Below are 3,429 nucleotides of genomic sequence, written 5' to 3'. Positions count from 1 at the left end.
ACGAAGAACTGTCACGTGTATTTTCATTGCTGTTGGCCAGAAAATGTTTTAGCAGAGAGGCAGTACGCCAGTATTTTTCATCATCTCCCTGAAGGCCTTTGGTAAAAGCCGTTGACAAGGTGCCCACCAGAAACGGATCTTCCCCGAAGACCTCTTCAGTTCTCCCCCACCGTGGGTCGCGCCCCAGGTCGGCATTTGGTGCCCGAACCACCAGTCCGCCTTTGGAAATCTCAGGGTTTTGAAAAATGTACCGGGCTTCAATACTTTCTATCTCTCCGGCTTCTTTAATGAGTTCGGGATTCCAGGTAGCACCCATCCCATAAGCCTGCGGAAACTGCGTAGTAGGTACACGTTCATCACCTTTGGGTGCCCAGTTTGCCGGTCCGCCCATGGCCACGCCATGATAACCTTCGATATGCGGAGCACCTTTTATGCCCAATCTCGGAATTGAAGGATCGGTACTTAAAGCCGATACCTTTTCATCCAAAGTCATACGCGAAAGCAAATCATCCACACGGGATTCAATGTCCAGTTCCGGATTTTGGAACGGAAAAGCAGATTGTGCAAAGGTTGAAGTGCTGCAAAAACCAAGAATCAAAATGGCCGTCAGCGAAAACAACCGTCTTGTCTGTATATTCAGAACGGTGTTAAAATAAAGTTTGTTGCTCATTGCTAAAATAAGGATTTATTAGTTGTTGTGCTACTTACACTCATGAAGTATAAAATTAGCATTTTTTTACAGAAAAGAACTAAAAAGAAGTGTGTACTGAGTGATGAAATAAAACATTGAGAAGAGATTGCTTCGTTACACTTTCAACAACAGAGCTTTATAACAAGCAAAACATCAGCAAATTAATAGTTGACCCCCATCCTGAAACCCGGTTCTTTTGGACAACTAGCCCGAGTTGCACCCGGGGTTATTCAAATTTGCCCCTTACAGGGACATACCCCTTCTGTCATAAACGCATTGTATCTCAATTTTCCTAAGGTAGTTGCTCGCAATGAACCATTTCAATCAGGGACAAAACAGTAAGAGGGTTGATTCCCGGCAATGCCAGAAATCCCCCCTCACAATGAATATATTGGCGGAAAAAAATAAGTAGCTTAGTTTTCTTTATCCGCCACTGACGTTTTTTAATACAATCTAAAACAACTTACTAAGAACCATCTTAACATCCTCAATATCCGGAGTAATATCAAAAACATGGTCGGGTTTCAGGAAGTCAACCTCTTTTTCACTTTTAAAGAGTTCTTCACCTCCACCTGTTATATTGAGAATCACGATATCATCCTGGGGCACAGTCCCTTTTTCCACCTCATTAATGAGTGAGGCGGTAGCAATAGCGGCAGCAGGATGAATGTCACATCCTTCCAGTTGCTGAAACAGTTCGGCCGCTTTACGGCCCTCCTCATTGGTAGCCACAAGAACCTCACCCGAAGTATCCTTCAAAGCATCGTACAACCCACCAAGAACAGGATATGGAGGTTTGCGGTTGGACAGCACCTTAGCATCCATCTCTTCCACCTGCTTACGGGCCTCATCGGAATCAAATTCGAGCATTTCACGGGAATCTGCTTTCCACGCATCATAAATGGGGGTAAAAGGAGCGTTCTGAGAAACCCTAAGCTTCATAACGCTGGTTCCGAAACGTCCATCAACAATAAGCCGTTGATTGGCCTCCCAGGCAGCAATAGCGCCGGTTCCGCTTCCCACTGCCTGGAAATAATGGTCAGGAATGCGACCGATAAAAGTTACTGCAGAAAGCATGGTGGTTCCCATACCATCGCGGCGAGCCACATTTTTAGCACCTCCTTCGGCAAAAAAGCCGGGAAGGCCGCAAATCATATTAGACAGATGAATGGCATCAAAATAATCACTTCCCGAACGGGTACTGACCAGCTTAACATTATCTTTTATGGGTTTATCGAACCACATGGCACTCAAATTGTCCTCAGGCACACACAGAAGAAGCTTAATATCATTATCAGAACACACCCTGGCAAATGCACGAGCTGTATTACCTGCAGATGCAACTACCAAAACACCCTTACAATCGGAAGTAAGTCGTCCGCCAACAGAATAAGCCTCCGTCTCTTTAAATGAACAGGTAGGCATAAACGCCCCTTTTTCGGGCCAGTAACCACTAAAAGTAATATAGAGATTATTCAGTCCCAGGCGCCTGGCGAGCCCTTCACTCTTGTAGGTTACAGGAGCTGCTGAACCTTGCAACATGTGATTCACCGGAAGCCAGTCGGAGAATTTAAACAATCCAAAGGATTCATCTTTCAAATTTAGCTGTACTTCCTCATAGACAGCACGAATCAGGGAAGGTTCTGTTTCTCCGGGAGCATCAAGAGTCCAACCCTTGTCAATAAATTCATTTCCTGTTTTAACCGATTGCAGCAAATACTGTGTGGGAACAAATTGTGAAGCCATTCTTTTTTGAATTACATTTTTATTGGTGCAAAAATAAAAGAATTAAAGAACTTATCCTTGCGAAAGTACAATTAATGATCTGAATCAGGTCGGCCACCTATTTCAATCTTACCTCCCTTTCCTGAGAGCATCAGAAAACTAAAAGCAACATTATTTGGAACTAACTGGCTGCAAACCTCAAAACATTTTTTGGCAATGGTTTGATAAAAATGATTTGATTCTTCAAACGGAATAACATCCAAAATAGCATTGGCCATTTTTGCTGATTTAATCTTCTCTACCACACAGTCCGCACATCCACAATCCCGGGCAATATTTGCCAAAAATACCAGATCAAAGCTACACTCTCTACTATGGGTATTCAGGTGCCCGGAAGCCAGTTTGGTACTTTTCGCAAACATCAAGGCCAGGGTGATTCTGTTTGCCTTCTCTTCAACCGCCAGTTTAATGGCATCTCCAATCAGGTTGCCAAAATGAACAAAAGCGGTGTTGGGAAGATGAGGAAATTCAGAACGGATCAGGTTTTCGCTGCGCTTTCCTGAAGTCAATACGACTTCGCCGTATCCGGTTTGGACAGATACGGATAATTGAGGACGAATACTGGCAAGAAAAGCCTCGGATGAGAAGGGAATTACCCGCCCTGAAGTTCCAATAATTGAGATACCCCCTTCCACTCCGACTCTGGGATTAAAGGTTTTCGCGGCCAGCATTTCTCCATCCAGGACAAAAGCTCTCACCTCAAACCCGGTCTCCAAATCATACTCTTTTGCCAGCTGTTCCAACATTTTGGTCACCATCTGACGGGGCACCGGATTAATTGCGGGATTTCCTACCGGCACTTGTAAACCCGGCAATGTTACCTTACCGACGCCTTTACCCTGCAAAAAGGAGACTCCCGGCTTTGAACTAAAAGCCAGCTCACAGCCAATCTCGTGACCGTGAATCACGTCCGCATCATCACCTGCATCCTTGATCACCACACAGAAAGAATT

The 3,429-nt window shown here is 44.6% G+C and carries 3 protein-coding genes; all 3 read right to left on the bottom strand.

Annotated elements, in window-relative coordinates; genetic code table 11:
* Window positions 1-670: glycoside hydrolase family 3 N-terminal domain-containing protein (locus tag QZZ43_RS03850; RefSeq protein ID WP_291856438.1), on the bottom strand; the 670-nt coding region annotated here is incomplete at its 3' end.
* A 474-nt stretch (window positions 671-1,144) separates the two neighbouring features.
* A complete protein-coding gene (locus QZZ43_RS03845) occupies window positions 1,145-2,437 on the bottom strand; it encodes a cysteate synthase (RefSeq protein ID WP_291856436.1) in 1,293 nt (430 codons plus the stop codon).
* Between the two features lie 71 nt (window positions 2,438-2,508).
* Window positions 2,509-3,429 (bottom strand): cobalt-precorrin-5B (C(1))-methyltransferase CbiD (gene cbiD, locus QZZ43_RS03840; RefSeq protein ID WP_291856434.1); only part of this gene is annotated, 921 nt, incomplete at its 5' end.

It is taken from the genome of Marinilabilia sp. (assembly GCF_016278715.1).
Taxonomy (GTDB): domain Bacteria; phylum Bacteroidota; class Bacteroidia; order Bacteroidales; family Marinilabiliaceae; genus Marinilabilia.
The sequence above is the reverse complement of the archived record's forward strand: the minus strand, read 5'-3'. Positions and strand labels throughout refer to the sequence as shown.

What these genes read in the sequence shown, in the direction of transcription:
- QZZ43_RS03845 (WP_291856436.1), bottom strand. Translation starts at nt 2,437, where the DNA reads ATGGCTTCACAATTTGTTCCCACACAGTATTTGCTGCAATCGGTTAAA.